30 protein-coding genes are annotated in these 26381 nt (G+C 64.4%); 22 read left to right on the top strand and 8 right to left on the bottom strand.

Features of this window, described 5'->3' with window-relative positions; translation table 11 throughout:
- Positions 1-35: 35 nt before the first annotated feature.
- Complete coding sequence (locus EZM81_RS09755; RefSeq protein ID WP_136645582.1) at positions 36-467, bottom strand: YqaA family protein; 432 nt, start codon at positions 465-467, stop codon at positions 36-38.
- A gap of 19 nt (positions 468-486) precedes the next feature.
- Positions 487-1062 (bottom strand): NYN domain-containing protein, encoded by a 576-nt coding sequence (locus tag EZM81_RS09750; protein WP_135450771.1) that lies wholly within the window; start codon positions 1060-1062, stop codon positions 487-489.
- Between the two features lie 134 nt (positions 1063-1196).
- On the opposite strand from EZM81_RS09750, the gene folK reads away from it, so the two are divergent.
- The 13 genes from folK (at position 1197) to EZM81_RS09685 (ending at position 12255) form a co-directional block, all read left to right on the top strand.
- Positions 1197-1775 (top strand): 2-amino-4-hydroxy-6-hydroxymethyldihydropteridine diphosphokinase, encoded by a 579-nt coding sequence (gene folK / locus EZM81_RS09745; RefSeq protein ID WP_248298185.1) that lies wholly within the window; start codon positions 1197-1199, stop codon positions 1773-1775.
- A gap of 83 nt (positions 1776-1858) precedes the next feature.
- Positions 1859-2212, top strand: coding sequence for a DNA-directed RNA polymerase subunit omega (gene rpoZ, locus EZM81_RS09740; RefSeq protein ID WP_135450773.1), 354 nt, complete (start codon positions 1859-1861; stop codon positions 2210-2212).
- Positions 2213-2237: 25 nt separating this feature from the next.
- Entirely contained in the window at positions 2238-4355 is a 2118-nt protein-coding gene (locus tag EZM81_RS09735; protein ID WP_135450774.1) for a bifunctional (p)ppGpp synthetase/guanosine-3',5'-bis(diphosphate) 3'-pyrophosphohydrolase, read from the top strand.
- Between the two features lie 67 nt (positions 4356-4422).
- Positions 4423-5106, top strand: coding sequence for a DUF2062 domain-containing protein (locus EZM81_RS09730; protein ID WP_248298184.1), 684 nt, complete (start codon positions 4423-4425; stop codon positions 5104-5106).
- Positions 5107-5152: 46 nt separating this feature from the next.
- A complete protein-coding gene (locus tag EZM81_RS09725; protein WP_136645695.1) occupies positions 5153-5911 on the top strand; it encodes a pyridoxine 5'-phosphate synthase in 759 nt (252 codons plus the stop codon).
- A gap of 64 nt (positions 5912-5975) precedes the next feature.
- Positions 5976-6386, top strand: a complete 411-nt coding sequence (gene acpS / locus EZM81_RS09720; RefSeq protein ID WP_135450776.1) for a holo-ACP synthase — start codon at positions 5976-5978, stop codon at positions 6384-6386.
- A gap of 3 nt (positions 6387-6389) precedes the next feature.
- Entirely contained in the window at positions 6390-7103 is a 714-nt protein-coding gene (locus EZM81_RS09715; RefSeq protein WP_135450777.1) for a hypothetical protein, read from the top strand.
- A 60-nt stretch (positions 7104-7163) separates the two neighbouring features.
- On the top strand, positions 7164-7952 hold the full coding sequence (gene lepB, locus EZM81_RS09710; protein ID WP_136645694.1) for a signal peptidase I: 789 nt from the start codon (positions 7164-7166) through the stop codon (positions 7950-7952).
- Entirely contained in the window at positions 7949-8638 is a 690-nt protein-coding gene (gene rnc / locus EZM81_RS09705) for a ribonuclease III (RefSeq protein WP_136645579.1), read from the top strand. The genes lepB and rnc overlap by 4 nt, the downstream gene beginning before the upstream one ends.
- 153 nt (positions 8639-8791) lie before the next feature.
- On the top strand, positions 8792-9703 hold the full coding sequence (gene era, locus EZM81_RS09700) for a GTPase Era (protein ID WP_136645578.1): 912 nt from the start codon (positions 8792-8794) through the stop codon (positions 9701-9703).
- A gap of 69 nt (positions 9704-9772) precedes the next feature.
- Positions 9773-10108 carry a DUF1491 family protein gene (locus EZM81_RS09695; protein ID WP_136645693.1) on the top strand — a complete coding sequence of 112 codons (336 nt, stop codon included), beginning with the start codon at positions 9773-9775 and terminating at the stop codon, positions 10106-10108.
- Between the two features lie 36 nt (positions 10109-10144).
- Positions 10145-10864, top strand: coding sequence for a DNA repair protein RecO (gene recO / locus EZM81_RS09690; RefSeq protein WP_135450780.1), 720 nt, complete (start codon positions 10145-10147; stop codon positions 10862-10864).
- Between the two features lie 62 nt (positions 10865-10926).
- Positions 10927-12255 carry an MFS transporter gene (locus tag EZM81_RS09685; protein WP_136645577.1) on the top strand — a complete coding sequence of 443 codons (1329 nt, stop codon included), beginning with the start codon at positions 10927-10929 and terminating at the stop codon, positions 12253-12255.
- Here the strand turns inward: EZM81_RS09685 and EZM81_RS09680 are convergent.
- The 4 genes from EZM81_RS09680 to EZM81_RS09665 form a co-directional block, all read right to left on the bottom strand.
- Positions 12230-12646, bottom strand: coding sequence for a hypothetical protein (locus tag EZM81_RS09680; protein WP_136645576.1), 417 nt, complete (start codon positions 12644-12646; stop codon positions 12230-12232). The two genes, EZM81_RS09685 and EZM81_RS09680, sit on opposite strands and share 26 nt — an antisense overlap.
- Before the next feature lie 18 nt (positions 12647-12664).
- Positions 12665-12805 (bottom strand): hypothetical protein, encoded by a 141-nt coding sequence (locus tag EZM81_RS18765; protein ID WP_371685738.1) that lies wholly within the window; start codon positions 12803-12805, stop codon positions 12665-12667.
- A gap of 351 nt (positions 12806-13156) precedes the next feature.
- On the bottom strand, positions 13157-14821 hold the full coding sequence (locus EZM81_RS09670) for an acyl-CoA dehydrogenase family protein (protein WP_136645575.1): 1665 nt from the start codon (positions 14819-14821) through the stop codon (positions 13157-13159).
- Positions 14822-14933: 112 nt separating this feature from the next.
- Positions 14934-15449 (bottom strand): DUF3859 domain-containing protein, encoded by a 516-nt coding sequence (locus EZM81_RS09665; protein ID WP_136645574.1) that lies wholly within the window; start codon positions 15447-15449, stop codon positions 14934-14936.
- Between the two features lie 76 nt (positions 15450-15525).
- On the opposite strand from EZM81_RS09665, the gene EZM81_RS09660 reads away from it, so the two are divergent.
- The gene (locus tag EZM81_RS09660; protein ID WP_136645573.1) at positions 15526-16296 is read left to right on the top strand and encodes a sulfite exporter TauE/SafE family protein; all 771 of its coding nucleotides are present in this window, start codon (positions 15526-15528) and stop codon (positions 16294-16296) included.
- A 72-nt stretch (positions 16297-16368) separates the two neighbouring features.
- Here the strand turns inward: EZM81_RS09660 and EZM81_RS09655 are convergent, their stop codons facing one another.
- Positions 16369-17979, bottom strand: a complete 1611-nt coding sequence (locus EZM81_RS09655; RefSeq protein WP_136645572.1) for a phosphoenolpyruvate carboxykinase — start codon at positions 17977-17979, stop codon at positions 16369-16371.
- A gap of 357 nt (positions 17980-18336) precedes the next feature.
- On the opposite strand from EZM81_RS09655, the gene EZM81_RS09650 reads away from it, so the two are divergent.
- The 7 genes from EZM81_RS09650 to EZM81_RS09620 are packed head-to-tail and all read left to right on the top strand — an operon-like array spanning position 18337 to position 23677.
- A complete protein-coding gene (locus tag EZM81_RS09650; protein WP_135450787.1) occupies positions 18337-19038 on the top strand; it encodes a response regulator transcription factor in 702 nt (233 codons plus the stop codon).
- 12 nt (positions 19039-19050) lie between these two features.
- The gene (locus EZM81_RS09645; protein WP_136645571.1) at positions 19051-20748 is read left to right on the top strand and encodes a sensor histidine kinase; all 1698 of its coding nucleotides are present in this window, start codon (positions 19051-19053) and stop codon (positions 20746-20748) included.
- Complete coding sequence (locus EZM81_RS09640) at positions 20745-21164, top strand: HPr kinase/phosphorylase (RefSeq protein WP_136645570.1); 420 nt, start codon at positions 20745-20747, stop codon at positions 21162-21164. Before EZM81_RS09645 ends, EZM81_RS09640 begins: the two co-directional genes overlap by 4 nt.
- A 19-nt stretch (positions 21165-21183) precedes the next feature.
- Positions 21184-22092 carry an RNase adapter RapZ gene (gene rapZ / locus EZM81_RS09635; protein WP_135450790.1) on the top strand — a complete coding sequence of 303 codons (909 nt, stop codon included), beginning with the start codon at positions 21184-21186 and terminating at the stop codon, positions 22090-22092.
- A complete protein-coding gene (locus EZM81_RS09630) occupies positions 22089-22484 on the top strand; it encodes a PTS sugar transporter subunit IIA (protein WP_135450791.1) in 396 nt (131 codons plus the stop codon). Before rapZ ends, EZM81_RS09630 begins: the two co-directional genes overlap by 4 nt.
- Positions 22485-22487: 3 nt before the next feature.
- On the top strand, positions 22488-22757 hold the full coding sequence (locus EZM81_RS09625; RefSeq protein WP_135450792.1) for an HPr family phosphocarrier protein: 270 nt from the start codon (positions 22488-22490) through the stop codon (positions 22755-22757).
- A gap of 29 nt (positions 22758-22786) precedes the next feature.
- On the top strand, positions 22787-23677 hold the full coding sequence (locus tag EZM81_RS09620; protein ID WP_248298183.1) for a lysophospholipid acyltransferase family protein: 891 nt from the start codon (positions 22787-22789) through the stop codon (positions 23675-23677).
- Between the two features lie 313 nt (positions 23678-23990).
- Here EZM81_RS09620 and ettA read toward each other — a convergent pair whose 3' ends face one another.
- Positions 23991-25646 (bottom strand): energy-dependent translational throttle protein EttA, encoded by a 1656-nt coding sequence (gene ettA / locus EZM81_RS09615; RefSeq protein ID WP_135450793.1) that lies wholly within the window; start codon positions 25644-25646, stop codon positions 23991-23993.
- 125 nt (positions 25647-25771) lie between these two features.
- Here ettA and EZM81_RS09610 point away from each other — a divergent pair, with 125 nt between their 5' ends.
- Positions 25772-26374, top strand: coding sequence for a nicotinate-nucleotide adenylyltransferase (locus EZM81_RS09610; protein ID WP_135450794.1), 603 nt, complete (start codon positions 25772-25774; stop codon positions 26372-26374).
- Positions 26375-26381 lie beyond the last annotated feature (7 nt).

Below are 26381 nucleotides of genomic sequence, written 5' to 3'. Positions count from 1 at the left end.
GCCGCGCCGCGCCGCAGGTCCAGCCCGATCGGCGCTCAGACCAGCGACAGTGCCGTGCCCCCGGCCCAGGCCAGCGCAAGATAGCGCCCGGTCTTGGCGATGATCAGCAGCAGCAGCACCAACGGAAGAGGCGCCCGCAGAAGCCCGGCGACAAAGACGATCAGATCACCCCCGGGCGCCCAAGACAGCAGCAGCGAACACAGACCCCAGCGCGCGAACCAGCCTTCGGCGCGCGCAAGCTGCGCCGGGCGGACCGGAAACCGCGGGTGTTCGTGCAGGCCGCCAAAGCCTCGCCCCAGCGCGTAGGTCAGGCACGACCCCAACACGTTGCCGGACGAGGCGACCAGAACCAGTATCAAGGCCGGCCATCCCGCGGCCTGAAGGCCCAGGAACACGATTTCGGACTGGAAGGGAACCGGAGTTGCGGCCAGGAAGGCCGCAAGGAACAGTCCCGCCAGCGGGATCATCTGGGCGAAGGGGCCGGCGTCACTTTGCCTCGACCGCGATCTCTTCGTTCGTCACCGGGCGCGGCTCGCGTGGCGGGCGTCCGATCACCTCGCGCAGCTCGTCCAGTTCGATGAAGTTGTCGGCCTGACGGCGCAGTTCGTCCGCGATCATCGGCGGCTGGCTGCGGATCGTCGAAACGACCGAAACGCGAACCCCCTGGCGCTGCAGGCTTTCCACCAGCGGGCGGAAGTCGCCATCGCCCGAGAACAGCACCACATGATCCAGGCGCGGCGCAAGTTCCATGGCATCGACGCACAGTTCGATGTCCATGTTCCCCTTGACCTTCCGCCGCCCCTGACTGTCGGTGTATTCCTTTGCCGGCTTTGTCCGCATGGTGAAGCCGTTGTAATGCAGCCAGTCCACCAGCGGGCGGATGGGCGAGTATTCCTCGTTCTCCAGCAGCGCCGTGTAGTAGAAAGCCCGCAGAAGCTTGCCGCGGCGCATGAACTCCATCCGCAGAAGCTTGTAGTCGATGTCGAAGCCCAGAGCCTTGGCGGCTGCGTAAAGGTTCGATCCATCTATGAACAGCGCAAGCCGTTCGTCCTTGTAAAACATTATGGTCCCCTCAAAGCGCTGCGCCGAACGTGCTTTCGTGTCTGGATCACGTGGTGTAGTGAAGCTCGCCGACCAACTGCCCGTGAATATCAGGCCGGCGCGGGCGCGGACAAGTCAACTGTGAGACAATAAACGTGAATGTCGGGAAAAACGGGCAGCTTCTGGTTGCATTCGGCGCAAATCTGCCGTTCGACGGCGCGGGTCCGGCTGAGACGATCCTGAAGTCTGTGGCGGCCTTGTCCGGGGAAGGTCTGCAATTATTTGCACTTAGCCGGTTGTTCGCCACGCCCTGCTTTCCGGCGGGGGCGGGCCCTGACTATGTGAACGCCGCAGCGCTGCTGACTTGCAGCGAAGATGTTGACCTTACGTCAATTCTTGCGCGTCTTCATGCCGTCGAGGCCCGCTTCGGGCGCGAGCGCGCGCAGCGCTGGGGTATGCGGACGCTGGACATCGATCTTCTGGCTGTTGGCGATTCGGTTCTGCCCGATGCCGAAACCCAGGATCGCTGGCGTCTTCTGCCGCCCGAAGCGCAGGTGCGTACCACGCCCGACCGCCTGATCCTGCCGCATCCGCGTCTGCAGGACCGTGCCTTCGTTCTGGTTCCGCTTGCCGATGTCGCGCCCGACTGGGTGCACCCGCGGACGGGGCTCGGCGTGCTGCAGATGCTGGATGCCCTGCCACCGGAAGATCGCGCCGCCGTGAAACCGCTTTGATTTGCAGCGATTCCGCGCTTGTCAAGTCTGTCCGATGGGCATAAAGAGGCGACTTCCAGCGAAGCTTCGGTATGGAGTAGCCCATGGCCCGCGTGACGGTCGAAGATTGCGTTGACAAGGTTCCGAACCGGTTCGAACTGGTGATGCTGGCCGCCCATCGTGCGCGCGAGATCCAGGCCGGATCCCCGATCACCGTTGATCGTGACAACGACAAGAACCCGGTCGTCGCCCTGCGCGAGATCGCCGAGGAGACCCAGTCGGCCGATGCACTGCGCGAACGGATGATCGAAAGCTACCAGACCCAGATCGAGGTTGACGAACCGGAAGAAGACCAGATGGCGCTTCTGATGGGCGGCGAGATGGATCGTCCGGTGGTCGATGACATGTCGGAAGAAAAGCTTCTGCGCGCATTGATGGAAGCCCAGGGCGAGCTCTGAGGGTTACGGCCCGGGTGGGGCGCTGATGATCGACGTCGAAGACCTCATCGCCCTGGTCCGCAACTACAATCCGCGGTGCAACGCCGATCTGATCCGCAAGGCTTACGCTTACGGGCTCAAGATGCATGAGGGGCAGTTCCGCAAGTCGGGCGAGCCCTATTTCACCCACCCGGTCGCCGTTGCAGCCATCCTGACCGAACAGCGGCTGGACGATGCGACGATCATCACGGCGCTTCTGCACGACACGATCGAGGACACCCGTTCCACCTATTCCGAGATTGCCGCCCTGTTCGGCGAAGAAATCGCCGAACTGGTGGACGGGGTGACGAAGCTGACGAATCTGCAGCTTTCCTCGGCCGGCAGCCAGCAGGCGGAAAACTTCCGAAAGCTCTTCATGGCGATGTCCCGCGACTTGCGGGTGATCCTGGTCAAGCTGGGTGACCGTCTGCACAACATGCGGACGATCAAGTCCATGAGTCCGGAAAAGCAGGCCCAGAAGGCGCGCGAGACGATGGAAATCTTTGCGCCGCTCGCGGGCCGGATGGGCATGCAGTGGATGCGCGAGGAGCTGGAGGATCTGGCCTTCAAGGTCCTGAACCCGGAGGCGCGCAATTCCATTATGCGCCGCTTCCTGACGCTGCAACGCGAAACCGGCGATGTGGTCCACAAGATCACCGCCGATATCCGGCACGAACTGGAAAAGGCCCAGATCGAGGCCGATGTCTACGGACGGGCGAAAAAGCCCTATTCGATCTGGCGCAAGATGCAGGAAAAGGACCTGGCGTTCAGCCGGCTCTCCGACATCTACGGCTTTCGCGTCATCTGCGGCACGGTCGCCGACTGCTACCGGATCCTCGGTGTGATTCATCAGCGCTGGCGCGCAGTGCCGGGACGGTTCAAAGATTACATCAGTCAGCCGAAATCGAACGGCTACCGTTCGATCCATACCACCGTGTCGGGCCGCGACGGCAAGCGGGTCGAGGTGCAGATCCGCACGCGCGAGATGCACGAGGTGGCCGAGGCCGGGGTCGCCGCGCACTGGTCCTATCGCGAGGGCGTCCGTGCGGTTAACCCCTTTGCGGTCGATCCGGCCAAGTGGATCGCGACACTGACGGAACGTCTGGACGAGGGCGACACCGACGAGTTTCTGGAAAACGTCAAGCTCGAGATGTATTCCGACCAGGTGTTCTGCTTCACGCCCAAGGGCGACGTGGTGCAGTTGCCCCGGGGGGCGACGCCGCTGGACTTTGCCTATGCGATCCATACGAGGATCGGCAACTCCTGCGTCTCGGCCAAGATAGACGGCATCCGGGTGCCCCTGTGGACCCGGCTGAAGAACGGCCAGTCGGTCGAGATCATCACGGCCGAGGGCCAGCGGCCACAGGCCAGCTGGATCGACATCGTGACCACGGGCCGCGCCAAAGCCGCGATCCGGCGCAGTCTGCGGGAAGAGGACCGGGGGCGGTTCGTCAAGCTTGGCCAGGAACTGGCCCGCGCCGCCTTCGATCACGTCGGCAAGAAGGCGACGGACAAGGCCCTGCGCACGGCGGCAAAGATGCTGGGGCTTTCTGACGAGAACGACCTGCTCGCCCGCCTTGGATCTGCCGAACTGCCCGCGCGTCGCGTGGTCGAGACGCTTTATCCCGAACTTGCCCAGGCTGTGGCGGAAGAGGTGGACGCAAGGCGCCCCGTCGTCGGGTTGACCGCTGACCAGAGCTTTCGGCGCGCCCAGTGCTGTCAGCCCGTGCCTGGCGAGCGCATCGTCGGCATCACCTATCGCGGCCAGGGTGTCGTGGTTCACGCCATCGACTGCCCGGCGCTGGAGGAATTCGAGGACCAGACCTCGCGCTGGGTGGATCTGCACTGGCACTCGGGCCGTCACGCGCCGGTCTACACGGTGTCGCTGGACCTGACCATTTCCAATGACGCGGGCGTTCTGGGCCGGATCTGTACCCTGATCGGCGAGCAGAAGGCCAATATCTCGGATCTGCGATTCACCGACCGCAAGCCGGATTTCTACCGCCTTATCATTGATGTAGACTTGCGCGATGTGGAACACCTGCACATGGTGATGACTGCCCTTGAAGCCGAAACCGATGTTGCGCAGATCGCACGCCATCGCGATTTGACACGGCGTCCTTAAGGCGGCACAGCGGGCAGGCGACCCGGGCAGAGAGGCACGCGAATTGGTCTTCAAGCGCAGGGAACCGTTGGGCTGGAGTGCGTGGCTGCGCGAGCAGGTCTATCCGCGCGGCGGCTTCAAGCGCGCGACCCGGTATGTCGTCCACCGCATGCGCCGCCTGCCGGACCAGCCGCACCGTGTGGCGCGGGGGGTCTTTGCGGGGTCGCTGATCGGCTTCCTGCCCCTGCCCGGCCTGCAATTCCTTGCCGCCTGGGGGGCGGCGCGCCTGGCGCGGGGCAATGTGCTTGCCGCGCTTCTGGCGACCTTCAACACCAATCCCGTCACCACGCCCTTCTTCGCTGTCCTGGCCATGACACTGGGCCACTGGATCCTGGGGATCGAGGCGCCGCTCAATGCCGATTACATCGGTCATGCCTTCGCTGGCGCGGGCAGCGATCTGTGGTTCAACTTCACCTCGATCTTCGGCCCCGAAAAGGCCCGCTGGGACGGTCTGATCCAGTTCTGGCACGAAATCTACCTGCCCTATTTCATCGGTGCCCTTGGGCCGGGGATCGTGATCAGCGCGATTGCCTACTACGTCACGATCCCCCTGGTGGAGGCCTACCAGAAGGCCCGAGCCGCCACTGCGCACGAACGGGGCGAGCGGCGGCGCAAGATGCGGGCCAAGCTGGCCGAGGCCGCCGCCGCAATCTCGCGGCGCGACGAGGTTCCCGGTGACGAAGCGGGTGACGACGGCCCGGGCGCGCCCTAGACTGAACGGATGACAAGCGGGTGAGGACGGAACCATGACATTGCCATTGCGCGCTCCGGGCAGGTTGCGGCTTGGGGTCAACATCGACCATGTGGCCACCGTGCGGAATGCGCGCGGCTCTGCCTGGCCCGATCCGCTGCGCGCGGCGCTCTTGGCCGAAACGGCCGGGGCAGACGGTATCACCGCCCACCTGCGCGAGGATCGCCGCCACATCCGCGATGCCGACATCGAGGCGCTTATGGCGGGGATTGCCATTCCGCTGAACTTCGAATGCGCCGCCACGGCAGAGATGCAGGCGATCGTGCTGCGCCATCGGCCCCATGCCGTCTGCCTGGTGCCGGAAAAGCGCGAGGAACGCACGACCGAAGGCGGGCTGGACGTGGCCGGCGACATTCCGCGCCTGACAGATTACATCGCCCCGCTGCGTGAGGCCGGCTGCCGTGTCAGCATGTTCATCAGCCACGACCCGCGCCAGATCGAGGCCAGCGCGGCCATCGGTGCGGCAGTGGTGGAACTTCACACCGGGCTTTATTCCGACCTGCTGGCGGAAGGCCACGGCGAACTGGCCGAGCGTGAACTGGCCGCGTTGCGCAAGGGCGCGGAACGTGCCGCCGCCCTGGGGCTTGAGGTGCATGCCGGTCACGGGCTGACCTACGACAATGTCGAAGCCATCGCCGCAATTCCGGAACTGACCGAACTGAACATCGGCCATTTCCTGGTGGGCGAGGCGATCTTCCGCGGGTTAGGTCCCGCGATCGAGGAAATGCGCCGTCGCATGGACCTGGCGCGCGGGGTGGCCGCGTGACAGCGGAATCCGGCATGAATTCCGGACCGCAAATCGGCGGCGGCTGTCGGAAGGGCCTCCCTCGATGATCCTGGGCATCGGCACCGATCTTGCAAACATCGACCGGATCGAGGCGACGCTAACCCGGTTTGGCGACCGTTTCCGCGATCGCGTCTTCACCGAACGCGAACAGCGCAAGGCCGAAGGCAGGCCGCGCGCGGTCGCAGCAACCTATGCCAAGCGCTGGGCAGCGAAAGAGGCTTGCTCCAAAGCGCTGGGCACGGGCCTGCGCATGGGCATAGCCTGGAAGGACATGGCGGTGACCAACCTTCGCTCGGGCCAGCCGGTGATGCATGTGACCGGCTGGGCCGCCGACCGCCTGCGCGCAATGACGCCCGAAGGGCATGAGGCAGTGATCCATGTTACCTTGACTGACGACCACCCATGGGCGCAAGCTTTCGTCATCATCGAGGCAAGGCCCATCACCCGGAGGTGAAGCATGTCCCAGCCGCAATACTCGCCCCGGATCGAGGCGCTGGTGGCGGCGGGTGTTGCGGTGGCGGCGCTGGGTGTGGCGGGCTGGCTGGGATGGATGATCGGCTGGCCCGGAAGCTTCGATACCTCCGACCCGGATTTCGTCAATCCGATCTCGATCATGATCCTGGGGCTTCTGGGCGCTGCGGTCTGGTTCGGGATCAAGGCCGTGGGCCACGAACGCCGGCACCGCGCCTTCGGGAATGGTCATCTGAACCTTGATCCACCCGGCCATCTGCGACTGGGCGGGGCGCTCAGCGGCCGGCTGAAGGTGCAGCGGCCGGTTGCTGCCGCCGGACCTTTCCACATGGTGCTGACCTGTTTCGATGTTCACGAATTCGAGGACAACGGGCGCTTCAAGACCGTGGATTTTCCGGTGTGGACCGATGAAAGGACACTGCCACGCGAAACCGATGCCACCCAGGGCCTTGCCTTCCGTTTCGTTCTTCCCGCCTCGGTGGGCCTCGACCCTGTGCCTTCCGGCATCCTGCCAGGGCAAGCGTCGCGTCACCGGCTAACAGTGCATGTCCCGGGAATGAAGCAGGTCGTTGCCAGCAACACCCCGCCCGTGGGGCGCTACTGGAAGCTCGTCGTAACGGCCCCGACGGCGGGCCCTGAGTTCCGTGCCGAGGTCGTCGTTCCGACCGACCGTCCGCGCGGTAACAGCCGGTTGCCTTGACTTCCCCCGACGCTTGCGCGCAAGAAGCGCGAGACCGTGAAAGGGCAAGGGGCAGGGCAGATCATGGCGAAGGCAAAGTCCGACGGCGGTATTGTCGAGACGATCAAGACCGTCTTCTGGGCGCTGGTTATCGCAGGTGTCTTCCGCACGCTGTTCTTTCAGCCCTTCTGGATTCCCTCGGAATCGATGAAGGACACGCTGCTGATCGGCGACTTCCTGTTCGTCAACAAGATGGCCTATGGCTATTCGAAATATTCCTGCCCATTCGCAATGTGCCCCTTCGAAGGCCGCATCTTCGCCAGCGAACCCAAGCGCGGCGATGTCGTGGTGTTCCGCCACCCGGTGAACGGGTCGGATTTCATCAAGCGCCTGATCGGCCTGCCGGGGGACCGGATCCAGATGAAGGACGGGATCCTTTACATCAACGGTGTTGCCGCCCCGCAGGAACCGGCCGGCGTGTTCGAAGAGGTCTATGAACCCCAGGGCCCGATGCGGAACCTGCCGCGCTGTGAGAATGGCGCTGTCGGGGCCGGGGGCATCTGCAAGAAGTCCCGTTTCATCGAAACCCTGCCCGAGGGCCGCCAGCATCATGTCCTGAACATCGACACGAACGGCTTCGGCGACAACACCGATGTCTTCACTGTGCCGGAGGGGCATTACTTCTTCATGGGTGACAACCGCGACAACAGCCAGGACAGCCGCTATGCCCAGGCCGTGGGCGGCGTGGGATTTGTTCCAGCAGAATATCTGATCGGCCGCGCCGACCGTATCATCTTTTCCTCTGCCGGAACCCGGATGCTGTATTTCTGGACCTGGCGGTCCGACCGTTATTTCAAGGCGATCGAGTGAGGCTTTCGGCCGAACTTGTCGCCTTCCAGGCCCGGCTCGGACACCGTTTCCGGCAGCCCGAGCTTCTTCTGCGTGCTGTAACGCATGCCTCGATCGGAACGGCCACCCGACCCGACAACCAGCGTCTGGAGTTCCTGGGCGACCGCGTGCTGGGTCTTGTCATGGCCGAGGCGCTGCTTGCGGCCGACGAAAGCGCGCGCGAGGGCCAGCTTGCCCCCCGCTTCAACGCTCTGGTGCGCAAGGAAACCTGTGCTGCCGTGGCGCGCGAGATCGGTCTTGGCGATGTGCTGAAGCTTGGCCGGTCCGAGATGCTGACCGGCGGGCGCCGGAAAGATGCCCTGCTGGGTGACGCCATGGAGGCGGTGATTGCCGCCGTCTATGTGGACGCAGGCTTCGAGGCCGCGCGCGCGCTGGTCCTGCGGCTGTGGGGCGACCGGATCGCCGCTGTGGAGCCCGACGCGCGCGACGCGAAGACCAGCCTTCAGGAATGGGCGCAGGCGCGCGGCATGCCGCCGCCCGTCTATGAGGAGGCCGGGCGTTCCGGCCCGGACCATGCGCCGGTCTTCACCGTGCGGGTCAAACTGGCCAGCGGCGAGACGGCCGAGGCCTCTGCCGGGTCGAAACGGGTGGCCGAACAGGCCGCGGCCAGAGCACTCCTAGATCGGGTGGCGGACTCGGGGGGCTGAGCAGCCGCTTGTCCAGGATTGCGTGCAATCTTCGCGGGGGCTTGCCCGCACGCGAACGCAGTTCATGATCAGGCCTGCTTGGCGTTGCAGGGAAATCTGGCCTTTTCTGCCGGTTTGGCCTATGGGTTCGGGTCAAGGAAAGGGTGCCATCACATGACCACACGCGCGGGCTTCGTTGCCCTGATCGGCGAGCCGAATGCCGGGAAATCGACGCTTCTGAACCGGATGGTGGGCGCCAAGGTCTCGATCGTCACCCACAAGGTGCAGACGACCAGGACGCGCATCCGCGGGATCGCCATGGCGGGCGACACGCAGATTGTCTTCGTGGACACCCCCGGCATCTTCCGGCCGCGGCGCAGGCTGGACCGCAGCATGGTCAAGGCCGCCTGGGGCGGGGCTTCGGATGCCGATGTGATCGTTCTGCTGATCGAGGCGCACCGCGGGCTGACTGAAGGTGTCATGGCAATCATCGAGCGCCTGCGCGACGAGATGCCCAAGGGCAAGCCCGTGGCGCTGGCGATCAACAAGATCGACCGGGTGAAGGCTGAAACCCTGCTTGCGCTGGCCGAAGAGGCGAACCGGGCCTTCCCCTTTGTCCGCACCTTCATGATCAGCGCAGAGCGAGGACATGGGGTCGATGATCTGCGCGACTGGTTGGGTGCGACCCTGCCTGAGGGCCCGTGGTTCTACCCCGAGGACCAGATCGCCGACCTGTCGATGCGGATGATCGCCGCCGAGATGACGCGCGAGAAGCTGACCCTGCGCCTGCATGAAGAGCTGCCCTACCAGCTGACGGTCGAGACCGAGAAATGGGAGGATAGGCCCGACGGATCGACCCGGATCGACCAGGTGGTCTATGTCGCGCGGGAAGGGCACAAGGGGATCGTGCTGGGCCACAAGGGAGAGACGATCAAGGCCATCGGCCAGGCGGCCCGGGCCGAGATCGCCGAATTCCTGGGCCGGCCGGTTCACCTGTTCCTTCAGGTCAAGGTGCGGCCCAACTGGCTGGACGAACCCGAACGCTATTCGGAAATGGGCCTCGACTTCAGGGATGGCGATGCCTGATCTGTACGGAACGAATCGAAAACTCTGGCGGGGAACCTTCGGGCAACTCCGGTGGCCCGAGGGTAAATGATGGTGCCGCGTCTGGCAACCCACATCTGGGTCTCGGCCTATCTCAAGCGGCTGGAGCTTGCCGGAATCCCCGCCTATGTCACCGCCAGGGGCGATCCAGAGGCCGGGGCGGTGCTGGTCAAGGTTGCGCTCATGGACGGGATGGCGAGGGCGTGGGAGCGGCGGTCGGACATCCTGACCGGAGCTAGGGCGTGGTTCCTGCTGGCCGAGGGGCCGGAAACCGATGTCGATGCTCTGGTAGGCAGGACGCGGGCGCGCGACCCCGACCTATGGGTGATCGAGCTGGAAGACCGGCAGGGGCGCACATTGCTGGACGAGGAAGGCCTTTCGGAGTGAGTTGCACGGCCCGCAGCCGCGAAGGATAGTCGGCGCATGGACTGGCGCGACGAAGGCATCCTTCTGTCCATGCGGCCGCATGGAGAAAGTGCCGCGATCATCGAGGTGCTGACCGCAGTGCATGGCCGTCACGCCGGCGTTGTGCGGGGCGGTGCGTCGCGGAAGATGGCCGCCACGCTGCAACCCGGTACAGGGCTGATGCTGGACTGGCGCGCGCGGCTTGACGATCATCTGGGCAGCTTCACCGTCGAACCCATCCGAAGCCGGGCCCATCTGCTGTCGGACCGTCTGGCACTGGCCGGCCTTCTGTCGGCCTGCGCGTTGCTGCGTATCGCCCTGCCCGAGCGCGAGCCCCAGCCCGGGCTGTGGCCGGTCACACTGGCCCTGTTCGATACGCTGGGGCAGGGGGACTGGACCTCTGCCTATCTGCGCTGGGAACTGCACTTGCTGGAGAGCCTGGGCTACGGTCTGGACCTGTCCAGTTGCGCTGTAACCGGTGCTACTGAGGGACTGGCCTATGTCAGCCCGAAATCCGGCCGGGCAGTGACGGCCGAAGGCGCTGGCGACTGGGCCGACCGGCTCTTGCCGTTGCCCGAGGGGCTGGCAGGCACCGGCCCGCTGAACCGCGAGGCTGTCAACCTTGGGCTGAAGCTGACCGGGCATTTCCTTGACCGGGGCCTGCGCCCGGTTCTGCATGACAAGCCCCTGCCCGAGGCGCGGTCGCGGTTTCTGGACCTTCTGGCCCGCCCGACGTGAAGCGACACCGGATGTCGCGCCCGTGACAGACGGACCCTGGCTTCGGGCATCGAAGTTGGGGCATGGCCACCCGATACCTGCCCCTGGCGCTGAAGCACAGCCCCACGCCCCGCATCGAGCATTTCGCATTGCTGGCCGGCCTTGATGCCGCGATCCGCGGGGTTCTGATCTCGACCATGCCGTTGGTGGTCTATGATGCGCTGAAGGATGCGCAGACCACGTCGGTCGTCTATTTCGTCTCTGGCATCGTGGCGCTGGTCTGGGGGCTGATGGTCCCTTGGGCCACGCGCCGGGTGCCGCGCCGCTGGGCCTATACCGGCGGGGTCGTCCTTTACCTTGTGGGCAATGCGCTGGGCGCGGTCGGAACAGGCTGGTCAGTGCCGCTGGCGCTGGTGTGCAATGCCATGGCGACAGTGACGATCTTCGTCTGTCTGAACGCCTATGTGCTGGATTATGTGGACCGCGCCAACCTCGGGCGCAGCCAGTCGGTGCAGATGGCCTATGCCGCCGCCGCCTGGACGCTGGGGCCGATGGCCGGGGTCTGGCTGTATCATACCTGGGCGCCGCTGCCCTTTGTTGTGGCGGGGGGCTTCGCGCTGGTGTTGCTGGTCAGCTTCTGGGTTCTGCGGCTGGGCAATGGAAAGCAGATTGCGCGGGCCCGGCGGCCGGCAGTGAACCCCCTGGGCTATCTGGGGCGGTTCTTCAGCCAGCCCCGGCTGATCGCTGGCTGGACCTTTGCGGTGATGCGCAGCTGCGGCTGGTGGGTCTATGTTGTCTACTTGCCGATCTTCTGCATCGAGGCGGGCCTGGGCGACAAGGTCGGTGGCATTGCGCTTTCGATCACCAACGCGCTGCTGTTCGCCGCGCCTGCCCTGAACCGGCTGGGCCGACGCCTGTCGGTGCGCCGGTCGGTGCGGCTTGCCTTCGGTGCCTGTGGAGGGCTGTTTGTCGCCGCGGGACTGCTGGCATTCCTGCCCTGGGTCACTGTGGGGCTGATCATGAGCGCTTCGGTCTTTCTGGTGATGCTTGATGTGGTGGGGGGCTTGCCCTTCCTGATGTCGGTCAAGCCCAGCGAGCGCACCGAGATGTCGGCGGTCTATTCCAGTTTCCGCGATGTGTCGGGCATCCTGACGCCAGGGGCGGCCTGGGCGATCCTGCTGGTCGCGCCCTTGCCCGGCATCTTCGCGGCCGCAGGGGTGGGGCTGCTGGTGTCATGGGGCATCGCCGGACGGCTGCATCCCAGGCTGGGGGTCCAGCGCCCGTCGCGCGGGGGTCTGGGGCAGGGCTCGTCGATGATGTCGAACCACGCGCCATGTGAGACATCATCGCGACGAGGAGACGCAGTCGAACGAGGAGCGGTCGCTGTCACCCCCTCGCCGTCGCGTGGCTGACCAGCCACTCTGCCGCAGCGATTGTCGCCGCCTGAGGCGAAATGAGCTGCGTCCCCAGTTCCAGCGCGGCGCGAGCATTCTGCAGACTGTCGGTATGGCCCAGCCGGGGCAGGATCGTGCGTATGTCTTCATCCAACAGCGACAGCTGACGGAGCACCGGCTTCGGCGCCTCGCGCAAATCGACGATTGCCAGCCCCATCGGCGGCACCATCGCACCGCGACCCTTCAGGAAACGCTCCACCAGCCCCAGCGAAGATCCGTGATGTCGGTCCGGCGGCGGGCCCGGGATGAAGCCGGGGCTGATCACCGTCAGGTTCAGGCCGCGTTCCTTGGCAATCTCCCACGCCTTGTGTTCGACCGGGGTCTTCGACTTTTCGCAGGCGGTGGCCAAGGGCTTTGCCGGATCGTATCAGTCCAACGCGTCATGCAGGTGTGTGCCTTTCGACAGGTCCAACACCGCAGCGATCGATGAGGTCAGAACGACCCGCTTCACCCCGGCATTTGCCGCAGCCTCCATCACCCGGCAGGCGCCTTCGACTGCGGGGCGGATCAGATCGGTGGGATCCTTCGGTTGGGCAATCGGTTAGGGTGAGGTGGTTTGGACAACCGCAGCCACCCCGGACATTGCCGCGGACCAGCCGGCATCCGCTTCCCGATCGGTCTCGATCAGACGCGGCCTGCCCGCTCCCCGGGCCAGATGCGCAGCAATGGCGGCGCGCACTTCGTCGGCTGGTCCTGCCGCCGCACCGTGCCGCGCACATCGAACCTTGCATTCGGCAGTTTCAGGACAACGTGTCTGGCGATGAGCCCCCAAAATCTCGTCAGAACTGCAAGCATCATCGCCATCTCCACACCCATCTTTCCACTGCAAGGGTGGGTGTGCGGGGCGGAAGTCAACCTGTCAGTCGAACAGCCGCCGCGCGATGACCTGGGCCTGGATTTCGGCGGCACCCTCGAAGATGTTCAGGATGCGCGCATCGCAAAGGATGCGGCTGATCCGGTATTCCAGCGCAAATCCGTTGCCGCCGTGGATCTGCAGGGCGTTGTCGGCAGCGGCCCAGGCGACGCGGGCACCCAGAAGCTTGGCCATCCCGGCCTCCAGATCGCAGCGCTTGTCGTGATCCTTCTGCCAGGCGCTGAAATAGGTCAGCTGCCGGGCGATCATGATTTCCACAGCCATCATCGCCAGCTTGCCGGCGACCCGGGGAAACTCGATCAGCGACTTGCCGAACTGCTTGCGGTCCTCAGCATATTGCATCCCCGTCTCAAGCGCCGATTGCGCCACGCCCACGGCGCGGGCGGCGGTCTGGATGCGGGCGGATTCAAAGGTCTGCATCAGTTGCTTGAAGCCCTGCCCCTCGACGCCGCCCAGCAGGTTTTCGCCCTTGACCCGGAAATCGTCGAAGTTGACGGTGTATTCCTTCATGCCGCGATAACCCAGCACCTCGATCTCGCCGCCCGACAGGCCGGGATCTACGAAGGGCGTCTCGTCTGTGCCGGGAGTCTTTTCCGCCAGGAACATCGAAAGGCCGCGCCAGTCGGTCGTGCCTTCGACGCTGCGCGCCAGTACCGTCATCACATGGGTCCGCGCGGCATGGGTGATCCAGGTCTTGTTGCCGGTGATGATCCAGTCGTCGCCATCGCGCCGCGCCCGCGTGCGCAAGCTGCCAAGGTCAGACCCCGTGTTCGGTTCGGTGAAGACGGCGGTCGGCAGGATTTCGCCGCTGGCCAGCCCCGGCAGCCATTTCGCCTTCTGCTCCTCGGTGCCGCCGCAGAGGATCAGTTCGGCCGCGATCTCGCTGCGGGTGCCCAGGCTGCCCACGCCGATGTAGCCGCGGCTCAGCTCCTCGGACACCACGACCATCGAGGCCTTCGACAGACCGAATCCACCGTATTCCTCGGGAATCGTCAGGCCGAAGACGCCCATCCCGGCAAGCTCGGTGATGACATCCATCGGGATCAGTTCGTCCTTCAGATGCCAGTCGTGCGCGAACGGGATCACCTTTTCATCGGCGTAGCGGCGGAACTGGTCGCGGATCATCTCCAGTTCCTCGTCAAGGCCTGTCGCGCCAAACGTCGCCCGTCCCTGATTGTCGCGCATCAGCCGCACGAGTGCATCACGCGCCGCCGGCGTGTTTCCGCCCGCGATCAACCGCGCTGCGGCCTCGCCCGGCGTCCAAGCCTGCCCCAGATCGGCGAGCCGTGCCATTTCGCCCTGGCTCATCGGGATGCCGCCCGCGATCTGCGCGAGATATTCACCGAAGCCGATCTGCAGGATCAGCGCCTCCATCTCGCCGAAGCTGCCCGTCGCAGCGAGGCGCCCCGCCCAGGCATCCAGCTGCCGCAGCGCCTCGACATAAGTAGCCAGCCAGGCCAGCGCATGGGCCTGGAACTGACGTTCCTCAAGCGCCGGTCCCGACAACTTGCCCGCCACCGTGACCTGGGCCCGCAGCCCGTCACGCGCAGAGGCAAACAGCGCCTCCACCTCGGGCAGGGCGGCGGTGGTCAGGGCGCGCAGATCGGCAAGGATCGGGGTCTGGGTCATCGGTTGTCCATCATGCGGCATTTCGGGGCTCCGGGCGAGATTCTGCACCTGCGAAGACCTAGCGCCTTCGCAATCGCAGAGCAACAAGATTTCAAATGAAGTTCACTACAAGACTGAAAATGTCGCGATGAACTTATGAGGTCGCGCCGCAGGCCTGGGCGATTTCGGGCAGGGCTTCGGCGGGAACCACCTCGAACTCTGCCGAAAACAGTTGGGTAGCGCCATCCCAGCCCTCGAAGCGCCACGACCCGGGGACAAGCTCTGTATCATGGTCGAAACGGAAGAAATTGACCGAACCGCCCATGTCGCCGAAGGCCGAATCCCAGACCTCCGGCCGGTCGCTGCCGGGCCGCCAGACCCGCATCTCGCCCATGGCGACGAAAGCGCCCGGCACCAGTTGCGCCCTGACGCCGAAGGCGATGCCCAGTTGTGCGGGCACCACCTGGCGGTCGGGCCAGTGAAAGGTGATCTCGCCTTCGGGTACATGGATCCAGCCCGACATGGTGCCCGGCGCAGGGCGCTGGTTCAACGGGTCCAGCGAACAGAAGACGCCGACCTGCAGCCGGGCCACCAGCGGTCCGGCGGCAGGCGGCGCGGGGTCGGCTGCGGCAGCGTCGGCCAGCAGCAGGGCAAGGGCGAGGCGGTGCATCGGTCCCCCATCTTGATGCGGAAGTCACTTCCCCCCACCCTTTCACTGCGCCACAAGGACGGGGAAAGGGCAAGTCATGCATCAATTCGTCCCGGTTGGGTTGAGCCTTGCGGAATTCGCTGTTGCGCTGGCGATCACGCTGTTCGCGGGCTTCGTGAAGGGTGCGGTCGGCTTTGCCATGCCGATGATCCTGATTTCCGGCTTTGCGGTCTTTCTGCCGCAGGACCTGGCCCTTGCGGGGCTTATGCTGCCGACGCTGGTCACCAACCTAAGCCAGGCCTTCCGGCAGGGCATGGGCCCGGCGATCGAGACGGCGTGGACCTACCACAGGTTCCTTGTCGCCACGGTCGTCTGCATCGCGGTCTCAGCCCCCTTTGCAGATACGATCCCGCGCGCGGCCTATCTGCTCTTGCTCGGCATCCCGATCACCGCCTTCGCTGCGCTGCAACTGATGGGCCGCAGCCTTGCGATCCGGCTTGAACACCGCGACCGCGCCGAATGGGCACTGGGGGCGGTCGGCGGGCTGTATGGCGGGGTCTCCGGCATCTGGGGACCGCCGCTTCTGGTTCTTCTTCTGTCCACCGGCGCGGGGAAGCTGCAGATGATCCGCGCCCAGGGTGTCGTCTTCCTGATCGGGGCAGTGGCGCTGATCGGCTCGCATCTGGGCACGGGGCTGGCGAATGCGCAAAGCCTGGGTTTTTCCGCAGCGCTGTGTCTGCCGGCGCTGATCGGGCTTCACGCGGGCTATGCCGTGCAGGACCGGTTGGACCAGAAGCGCTTTCGCCGCTGGACCCAGGCGCTGTTGGTCCTGACCGGCCTGAACATGGTGCGCACGGCACTTTTTTGAGGCAGGATCTTCGTGCTGGCGTCGCCGCCCGCCGGTGTTGCCGACGAGGCGACGACGATGCACGACGAGGCCTCAGCCGATTGCCGCCGCCCTGACGTCGGCATCGATATGCGGTACATACTGGGCGAAGTTCTTCTGGAACATCGCCACCAGTTTCGCCGCCTGCGCGTCATAGGCGTCAGGGTCGTCCCATGTGAAACGCGGATCCAGAAGCGCCGAGTCGACGCCCGGCACCTCGATCGGCACCTCGAAGCCGAAGACCGAATCCTTGCGGAAATCGACACTGTTCAGCGAGCCATCCAGCGCCGCTGCCAACAGCGCCCGCGTCGCCTTGATCGGCATCCGCCGCCCCGTTCCATAGGCCCCCCCCGTCCAGCCAGTATTGACCAGCCAACAGGAAGCGCCGGTCTTGGCAATCTTGGCTTGCAGCAGCTTGCCATAGACTTCGGGCCGACGCGGCATGAATGGGGCACCGAAGCAGGTGGAGAAGGTGGGCTGCGGCTCGGTGATGCCGCGTTCGGTCCCGGCGGCCTTCGAGGTGAAGCCCGACAGGAAGTGATACATCGCCTGCGCGGGTGAAAGCCGCGCGATGGGCGGCAGCACGCCGAAGGCATCGCAGGTCAGCATCACCACATGCCGCGGCGGCCCGCCCAGACCCGTGGCGCTGGCGTTCGAGATCGCCTCGAGCGGATAGGCGCAACGGGTGTTTTCGGTTAGGGAGCGGTCGGAAAAGTCCAGTTCCAGGGTATCGGGGTTGTAGACCATGTTTTCCACCACCGTGCCGAAGCGGTGGGTGGTGGCATAGATCTCGGGTTCGGCCTCGGGCGACAGGTCGATGGTCTTGGCGTAGCAGCCGCCCTCGAAGTTGAAGATGCCGCGATCCGACCAGCCGTGTTCGTCATCCCCGATCAGCGTGCGGTCGGGCGAAGCGGACAGCGTGGTCTTTCCGGTGCCCGACAGGCCGAAGAATACGGCGGCATCGACCGGATTGCCGATGGCGTGGTTGGCGCTGCAATGCATCGGCATGACGCCGCTTTCCGGCAGAAGGTAGTTCAGGACCGTGAAGACCGCCTTCTTGTTTTCCCCGGCATAGGCCGTGTTCGCGATCAGCACGGTCTTTTCATCAAAGTTCAGCACGATCGCGGTTTCGGTCCTGCAGCCGTGGCGGGCCGGGTCGGCCTTGAAGGACGGAAGATTGATGATCGTCCAGTCCGGGGTGAAGCTGTCCAGCTCTTCCCGCGCCGGGCGGCGCAGGAGGTGGCGGATGAACAGGCCATGCCAAGCAAGCTCGGTCACAACGCGCACATCCAGCCGGTGCATCGGATCGGCCCCGGCATAGAGATCCTGAACGAAGACCTCGCGACCTTTCACATGCTCCAGCATGTCGGCCTTCAGCCGGGCATAGGCGTCTGGCGTCATAGCGGCATTGTTTTCCCACCAGATGGTGTTTTCGGTCGTGGCGGTGCGGACAACGAACTTGTCTTTCGGCGACCGGCCGGTGAACTGGCCCGTTGTACACAGAAACGCGCCGCCCTGGCCCAGACGACCTTCGCCACGCGCGACGGCCGCTTCGACCAGTGCCGCCTCGACATAGTTGTAATGGGCGACCGCCACACCCGAAATACCCTGGTGTTCCAGCTGGTGAACCGGGTTCACGCGTCCGCGGGTCGTTCCATCCGTCATCCTGCAAGCTCCGAAAGCCGCGGCACATGGGCGGCGGCAGTTTCCGTTCATGGCATCCGCAAGACCGGATGCCCCGACACCCCCATGAACGGGGAAGCCATGAAAGGGCTATAGCATGACGGTTTCAGCCCAGAATAGCCTATTTTCAATGCGTTAGCGCAATCATCCCGACGTTAGCGCCACCATTTCGGAAAGCCTGCCGGTTCCGGTGCCCTGTGGCAGAACTGTCGGCGAAATTGCCACCCTTTGCCGTAGTTCTGCCAAGGTGATTCGCTTTACTGTTGATTATCCGTGTTCAACGCCTGACAATGTGAGAAAAATATTGATCGGGCAGCAGCAGTTACAGGGAGGTCGAAGATGTCGCGCATCGCCCTTGTGGACGACGACAGAAACATTCTGACTTCGGTCTCGATGACCCTTGAGGCTGAGGGCTTTGAGGTCGAGACCTACAATGACGGCCAGTCCGCGCTTGAGGCGTTCAACCGCCGAATGCCCGACATGGCCGTGCTTGATATCAAGATGCCGCGCATGGACGGCATGGACCTGTTACAGCGCATGCGCCAGAAAAGTTCGATCCCCGTGATCTTCCTGACCTCGAAGGATGACGAGATCGACGAGGTGCTCGGCCTGCGCATGGGTGCGGACGACTATGTGAAGAAGCCGTTCAGTCAGCGCCTACTGGTCGAACGGATCCGTGCCCTGCTGCGCCGTCAGGAGGCAATAAATACCGGAGAAGCCGCGGCGACCGAGGAAACCCGGATGATGGAGCGCGGCAACCTGCGGATGGATCCGCTGCGCCATTCGGTGACCTGGAAGGGAAGGGAGGTCTCTTTGACCGTGACCGAATTCCTTCTGCTGCAGGCGCTGGCCCAGCGGCCGGGGTTCGTGAAATCCCGCGACCAGCTGATGGATGTAGCCTATGACGACCAAGTCTATGTCGATGACCGCACGATCGACAGCCACATCAAGCGGCTGCGCAAGAAGATGCGCTCGGTTGACGAGACATTCTCGGCGATCGAGACGCTCTATGGCATCGGCTATCGCTACAATGAAGAGTGACACTGCCCCAAAATGACCTCGGCCCCGCGCCTGTCCAGCATGGAGGACCAGCCGCCGAAGCGCTCGGGTGATGTGCTTCTGGGCGAAGACTGGGTGTCGCCCGATGCGACCGTAGAACGGCTGAAGGAAGGCCGCGGCGCGCGCAGCATCGTCGCGCTGAACCGCTCGCCCCTGGCCCGCAAGATCGTCGTCTTCAACCTGATGGCGCTGGTCATGCTGGTGGTGGGCATCCTGTTCATGAACCCGTTCCGCGACAGTCTGGCGTTGCAGCGCCAGCAGGCGATGGCGCGCCAGGCAGAGCTGATCGCGCAGATCTACGAAGCCCGGCTTCGCCCCGGCTCTGCCGGTTTCGATTTTCGTCAGCCGCTGGAAGGCATGAACATCGATCCGTTCCTTGAAGTGTTCGTCTTCGATCCGACGGGGCGCATCGTGGCGTCGAAATCCGGCCAGGGAACCGACACGCTGGTGACCGACCCCGGCCGGCCGACCATTCTTGCGGATTTTCTTGAAGGGGTCTGGAACGGGGTGACCGTGCTGCTGCGTCAGGGGCGCGGAGTGCGGACCGAAACGATCGACCCTGCACAACGGGCCCTTGCCGCATTCGAAGGCGCGCGCGCAGGCGACACGTTCAGCCGCACCACGAAGGACAGCGAAGGCAGCCTGCTGTTTTCCGTCGCCTCGCCGATTGTCGTTTCGGGCGAGGTGGTGGGAGCGGTCGCGATCACCTCGACCTCGGCCGAGATCGACCGCCTTGTGCGCTATGAGCGCGAACAGATCCTGCAGATGTTCCTGCTGGCTGTTGTCGTTTCGATCGGACTTAGCCTGATGCTGGCCTCGACAATCTCGAATCCGCTGTCCGACCTGGCCGCGGCTGCCGAAATCGGGCGGGACCGCGACGCCCGCCGGGTTGCACCCAGCCGGGTCCGCATCCCAGACCTTGCTGCCCGACCGGACGAGATCGGTCGGCTTTCGGTCGCGATGCGCGGGATGGTCGCAGCGCTCTACGACCGGATCGACGCCAACGAACAGTTTGCAGCTGATGTGGCGCACGAGATCAAGAACCCGCTGGCCAGTCTTCGGTCGGCAGTAGGCTCGCTGCGCTTCGTGAAGAAGGACGAACAGCGCGAGAAGCTTCTGGATGTCGTGGAACACGATGTCCGCAGACTGGACCGGCTGGTCAGCGACATTTCCAACGCCTCGCGGCTGGACAGCGAACTGGTGAAGGAGGAGGAGGAAGAGTTCAACCTTCTCAAGACCGTATCCAATCTTTGCCAGTATCTGTCGCAGCAGGCAGGTGAGAAGGGGGTCGACTTCATCATCGACCTGCCCTCTGAACCGATCATGATTCACGGACTGGAGGCGCGGCTGGCGCAGGTCTTCGTCAACCTCGTGACCAACGCGATTTCCTTCTGCGAGGAAGGCGATGCCGTGCGGGTCTGGGCACGGCGCCGGGAAAACCGCGTGCTTGTCGTGGTCGAGGATACCGGCCCCGGCATCCCCGAACAGGCGCTGACCAAGGTCTTCAAGAGGTTCTACTCTGAACGGCCAAAGGATGACTTCGGCAACCACTCGGGCCTTGGCCTTGCGATCTCGAAGCAGATCGTCGAGGCCCATGGCGGCGTGATCTGGGCCGAAAACATCCGCCCGACCGCCGCGGACCCGACCTCTGAACCCCTTGGCGCGCGCTTCGTCGTCGGCCTGCCGGTGTGAACGCGACGATCCTGCATGCCTCGTGCATTTCGGTTGACGGGCGAGGACTGCTGATCCTTGGCCCGTCAGGTTCGGGCAAATCCTCCCTCGCGCTGCGGCTTATTGCGCTTGGCGCACGGCTTGTGGCCGATGACAGAACCGAAGTCGTCGCCATCGACAACCGGCTGATTGCCCGCTGCCCTCCTGCGATTCGCGGTCTGGTCGAAGCGCGCGGCGTAGGGCTGCTGCGGGCCGAGGCATCGGGCGAGGTGCCGGTCGTCCTGGTCGCCGATCTTGGCCGGACCGAAGAGCAGCGCCTGCCCCCATATCGTCGGATAACGCTGATGGGATGCGAGCTGGACCTTGTGCTGCATCCGCGAAACGACCATTTTCCCGAAGCGCTGTTGCTCTATCTTCGCAACGGTCGGCAGGCATGATGCCTCCGGAGACCCAGGAATGACCAACGTGTCTGACCACCGCCTGATCCTCGTTACCGGCCCCTCCGGCGCCGGACGGTCGACGGCGATCCGCGCGCTTGAGGATCTGGGTTACGAAGGCATCGATAACATTCCGCTCAACCTTGTGCCCCGCCTGACCGAGGGTCCGCCGCTGGACCGGCCGATTGCGCTGGGCCTTGATGTCCGCAACCGCGATTTCAACGCCACGGCCCTGATCGAACTGATCGAGACCCTTACCCGAAATCCGCGCGTATCCCTTGAAGTTCTCTACCTGGATTGCGAACCCTCGGTCCTGATCCGCCGCTTTTCTGAAACGCGCCGCCGCCATCCGCTGGCCCCCTCTGAAACGCCGACACAGGGCGTCGAGCAGGAAATCGACATCCTGGCCCCGATCAAGGTCAGGGCCGATCATCTGATCGACACGACCGACCTTACCCCGCACGACCTGAAGGCAGAGATTGCCAGCCGTTTCGAGGCCGGTCCCTCTGGTCGCATGTCGGTTTCGGTGCAGAGCTTCAGCTATACCCGCGGCATCCCGCGCGGGGTAGACATGGTCTTCGACTGCCGTTTCCTTGCCAATCCCCATTGGCAACCTGACCTGAGGCCACTGGACGGCCGCGACGCGACCGTTGCGGCCTTCATTCGCAAGGATCCGCGTTTTGCGGAATTCTTTCAGAAATTGTGTGACCTGCTGCTGTTTCTGCTGCCGGCGCATCTGGCCGAGGGAAAGGCGCATCTGGCCATCGGCTTTGGCTGCACCGGCGGGCAACACCGGTCGGTTGCGGTGACCGAACTTGTGGGTAATGCGCTTGCAGAGGCGGGCTGGGCGGTGTCAAAACGACACCGTGAACTGGAACGACGGGCAGCCACCGGGCTGTCCGACGCAGGGAAGGTGGCTCAGGCTTGATCGGGATCGTGATCGTGGCTCATGGCGGTCTTGCGCGCGAGTATCTCTCGGCGGTGGAACATGTCGTGGGCAAGCAGAGCGGGGTCATGGCGATCTCGATCGAGGACGATCATGACCGTTCGGCCAAGCAGGCCGAGATCTGTGCCGCGGCTGATGCGGTGGACACGGGGCAGGGCGTGGTCCTGGTGACCGACATGTTCGGCGGATCGCCGTCGAACCTTTCACTTCCGGCCTGCGCGGCCAGCGGGCGGCGTATCCTTTACGGTGCGAACCTGCCCATGCTGATCAAGCTGGCCAAGTCGCGCGACCTGGCCGTATCCGATGCCGTGGCTGCCGCGCTGGACGCAGGGCGAAAGTACATCAACAGTCTTGATCTTGGGGGCGGAGCCTGAGGGATGGAAATCCGCACGTTGAAGATCGTGAACGAAAAGGGCTTGCATGCCCGGGCCAGCGCGAAATTCGTCGAGGTGGTCGAGGCACATGACGCCGATGCCGAGGTCTCGAAGGACGGCATGACGGTGTCGGGCGACAGCATCATGGGGCTTTTGATGTTGGCAGCCTCGCGCGGAACCACTATTGAGGTCCGAACCTCCGGCGCCGAAGCGGGGAAGCTCGCCGATGCCCTGGAAGCCCTGGTTGCGGCCCGCTTCGGTGAGGAGTATTGAAGCGCGCTGGGGATGAAGGCAGTCGCTTCGTGTCAGAACAGTCGCAGATCGATGGGACGGTTGAGCCGCTGGAGGTCACGCAGATCCGGCGGGCCGAGCGCAAGTATGACATGCGCCGCCTCAGTTATGCGGGCACGTTCAAGAACCCGGTCAAGGCCAACACGATTCGCACCATCGAATGGTTGACCGCTAAGGTCCAGCTTCTGCGGCTGATCCGCCAGTTCGAGAAGTCAGGTGCCCCTTTCGGCCCGCCATTCTGGCCGAAGGCGATCCGCCATATGGGCATCCGCATAGACACCCCAGCCGAGGAAATCGCCCGAATCCCCAGGACCGGCCCCCTGGTCGTGGTGTCGAACCATCCGTCGGGGCTGGTGGACGGCATGGTGCTGGCCGAGATGGTCAACCGGGTCCGTTCCGACTTCAAGATCCTGACCCGTTCGCTTCTGACCGGGATCCCCGAGGTCGAGGAGTTCATGATCCCCGTGCCCTTCCCGCACGAGGACAACGCCCGCGAGCTGGGTCTGCAGATGCGGGAGGAGACGATGAAGCACCTGAAGGCCGGGGGGGTGATCATCCTGTTTCCGGCCGGCAAGGTGGCGATGTCCGAAGGCTGGTGGGGGCCTGCGGTCGAGGGTGAGTGGAATCTCTTCACGCACAAGATCGTGAAGTCCACCGGGGCCACGATCCTGCCGATCTACTTTCCAGGGCAGAACAGCCGCTGGTTCCAGATCGCCAATCAGATCAGCGACACGCTGCGGCAGGGGCTGCTTCTCTATGAAATCAAGCGCTGCCTGTTCAAACCGACGCGCCCCGTGGTCGGCGAGCCGATCCTGCCGGATGAGCTGAAGAACTGGGAAGGCAATCCGCGCGGGTTCCTGGCCTGGCTGAGAGAGCACACGCTGGCCCTGGGGAAGTCGTGACCCCTGAAGGAGCCGGCGTCGCGGTACATGAATATTTAGCCAAAGTCGCGCTAAGCGAACCTGCTTTTCGGGCCCCGCCTCTGGGCGCTATCCTCTGCCTTTGCCCGACGGACGCCGGAGGCATCCGGAAAACCCGATGGCCCGGGAAACCCGGCCTTTGGCGCAAGTGAGGGCCCGGCCCGACCGCCCGGCGCATTGCGGCCCCGTGGCGCATCGTCCGCTCTTCCCATGTCTTTGACCGATCACCAGACAAGACACGACCCACCCGTTGCCGGGCGGGTCGCATTGGATCTTCTTCCGTGAACCGAACGGGTCAGCGGGCGAAGCGCTTGTATTTCACCCGCTTCGGCTCCAGCGCGTCGGGCCCAAGGCGGCGGATCTTGTCGGCCTCATATGCCTCGAAGTTGCCCTCGAACCATTCCACATGCGCGTCGCCCTCGAAGGCAAGGATATGAGTGCAGAGCCGGTCGAGGAAGAAGCGGTCGTGGCTGATGATGATCGCACAGCCGGCGAAGTCTTCGATCGCAGCCTCGAGTGCCTGGAGCGTTTCCACGTCGAGGTCGTTGGTCGGTTCGTCGAGAAGCAACACGTTGCCGCCGGATTTCAGGAGCTTCGCCATGTGCACGCGGTTGCGTTCGCCGCCCGAGAGAAGACCGACCTTCTTCTGCTGGTCGGTGCCCTTGAAGTTGAAGGCGCCGGTATAGACACGGGAGTTCATCTGCATGTCGCCCAGATGGATGATCTCGGCCCCGCCCGAGATTTCCTCCCACACCGTCTTTTCGGGGTCGAGCGCGTCGCGCGACTGGTCCACATAGGCCAGCTTCACCGTCTCGCCGATCCTGATCGTGCCCGCATCGGGCTGTTCCTGGCCTGTGATCATGCGGAAAAGGGTCGATTTTCCGGCCCCGTTCGGCCCGATCACGCCGACGATGGCACCCGGCGGGATGGTGAAGGACAGATCCTCGATCAGAAGCTTGTCGCCCATCGCCTTGCGCAGGCCCTCGACCTCGATCACCCGGTTGCCCAGGCGTTCGCCGTTCGGGATGATGATCTGCGCAGTCGAGGCACGTTCCAGGACGGTCTGGCCGGCCAGTTCGTTGTAGCGCTGGATACGGGCCTTCTGCTTGGCCTGGCGGGCCTTGGCGCCCGAGCGGATCCATTCCAGTTCCTTCTCCAGCGCCTTCTGGCGCGATTTGTCTTCGCGCGCTTCCTGTTCCAGCCGCTTGGCCTTCTGCACCAGCCAGGCCGAATAGTTGCCCTCGTAGGGAATGCCGCGTCCGCGGTCGAGTTCCAGGATCCAGCCGGTTATGTCGTCCAGGAAATAGCGGTCGTGGGTGACGATCAGGATCGTGCCCTTGTAGTCGATCAGGTGCTTTTGCAGCCAAGCGATCGATTCCGCGTCAAGGTGGTTCGTCGGTTCGTCGAGCAGCAGCATATCCGGCTTTTCCAGCAGCAGCCGGCACAGCGCCACCCGGCGCTTTTCGCCGCCCGAAAGCGTGGTCACGTCGGCATCGTCCGGCGGGCAGCGCAGCGCATCCATGGCGACACCCACGGTGGCTTCGAGTTCCCACAGGTTTTCGGCGTCGATCTTGTCCTGCAGGGCGGCCATCTCGTCCGCCGTTTCGTCGGAATAGTTGACGGCAAGTTCGTTGTAGCGGTCCAGGATCGCCTGCTTGTCGGCGACGCCCAGCATGACGTTGCCCTTCACGTCGAGCGTCGGGTCAAGCTGTGGCTCCTGGGGCAGATAGCCTACGCGCACGCCCTTGGCGGCCCAGGCTTCGCCTTTGAAATCCTTGTCGATGCCCGCCATGATCTTCAGCAGCGTGGATTTCCCCGCGCCGTTCACGCCGACGACACCGATCTTCACCCCGGGCAGGAAGTTGAGACTGATGTTCTCGAAGCATTTCTTTCCGCCGGGATAGGTCTTGGAGACATTCTCCATGTGATAGACGTATTGGTAGCTGGCCATGGGTAGGGTTCCTGAATTCGGGGGTTGGCGCGTATGTAGCGGTGAAGGGGCGTCGCTGCAACGGGAAGCGGGTTGTGCAGGCGCAGCGCTTCGGGTTTTCTGGCCGTGAGGGATGGAGAGTGCCGATGCGGGCGGGATTTCCGGTGGCCAGCCGGGGGATGGTGATCGGTCTCTTGGGCGGATCCTTCGATCCGGCACACGAGGGCCACGTCCACATCACCCGAGAGGCATTGAAACGCATGGGGCTGGATCAGGTATGGTGGCTTGTCACGCCGGCAAACCCGCTGAAGGCGCGGCAGCCCGCGCCGATGGCGGACAGGCTGGCGCGGGCCAGAAAGTTGATGCGGCATCCGCGTGTCAGGATCACGGCGCTTGAAGCGGAGTTGGGAACGCGGGCGACAGCGGACACGATTGACCGGCTGCGGGCCATCTATCCCGGTGTCACCTTTGTCTGGCTGATGGGGGCGGACAATCTGGTGCAGTTCCATCACTGGGGACGCTGGCGCGACATCCTTCGCAGCGTTGCGGTGGGGGTGCTGGCGCGGCCGGGGTCCGGCGTTGCCGCTCGGCTCAGCGTCGCGGCCCGGGCCTTCCGGGTGCATCGCGTGGCACGCGGTGAGACGTTGCGGGGGCACAAGCCTCCGGTCTGGGCTTTCGTGAACGTGCCAATGAACGATGCCTCTTCGACCGAGATCCGCGCCCGCGGCGGTTGGAGATCGGGGCGCTGAACGCCTT

Source organism: Tabrizicola sp. YIM 78059, from assembly GCF_004959785.1.
GTDB lineage: Bacteria > Pseudomonadota > Alphaproteobacteria > Rhodobacterales > Rhodobacteraceae > Tabrizicola > Tabrizicola caldifontis.
The sequence above is the reverse complement of the archived record's forward strand: the minus strand, read 5'-3'. Positions and strand labels throughout refer to the sequence as shown.